The organism is Helicobacter pylori (assembly GCF_014497725.1).
GTDB classification, from domain to species: Bacteria; Campylobacterota; Campylobacteria; order Campylobacterales; family Helicobacteraceae; genus Helicobacter; species Helicobacter pylori_DE.
Genome location: NZ_JACTGF010000024.1, coordinates 1 through 773 on the forward strand (window position 1 = coordinate 1; position 773 = coordinate 773).

1 protein-coding gene is annotated in these 773 nt (G+C 37.9%); it reads right to left on the reverse strand.

The window, feature by feature from the left end; genetic code table 11:
* The coding region (locus H7N69_RS07795; protein WP_232260235.1) for a glycosyltransferase family 10 domain-containing protein at window positions 1–773 on the reverse strand (773 nt) is incomplete at both ends.

A 773-nucleotide genomic window follows, 5' to 3' on the forward strand; every position in this document is an offset into this window, starting at 1 on the left:
ATGATAAATCGTATCGTTTTCTAAAATCGTTTTAAAAAAATCTAAAATCTTTTCAAAACTCAAATTTTGGTAAAAGTAAGCTTTCCCATCAAGGGTGTTTAAAGGGTTTTCATAGAGCATGTCTAAATAAGCGTTTGGGTGCGTGTGCAAGTATCTCACGTAATCAATCGCTTCATCAAAATTGTTGAAATCATGGACATTCACAAAACTTTTAGGGTTAAAGTCTTTCGCCACGCTAGGACTCCCCCAATAAATAGGAATGGTGTGGCTGAAGTAAGCGTCAATGATTTTTTCAGTTACATAGCCATAGCCTTGAGTGTTTTCAAAACACAGGTTGAATTTGTATTGGCTTAAAAACTCGCTCTTGTTTTTGACGTTATAGCCTAAAGTGTTTTTCACGCTCCCTCCCCCAGCAACTGGCTCAATAGAATTTAAAGCGTCATAGAAGGCGTTTCTTTTAGGGGCGTTAGGGTTGCTTGCGACAAAGCTCGCAAACCCTCTTTTCAAAGGATCGCTCTCATCATTCACTACTGCGCATAAATTAGGGTGTTTTTCTTTAAAATGATGGGAGGGTTTTTTTAAAGTATAAAGGCTGTTATCTTTAATCTTGTAGGGCGCAGTGGTGTCATTCACGCTCTCGGCTTTATGGTGTAGTCTATCATAATATAAAGGCATTCTCAAATAACGATTGTTAAAGTCCAATTCATCAAAGCCTATGGCGTAATCAAAGAGGTTGAAGTTAGGCACTTCATTTTCACCAGTGTAAAACACTC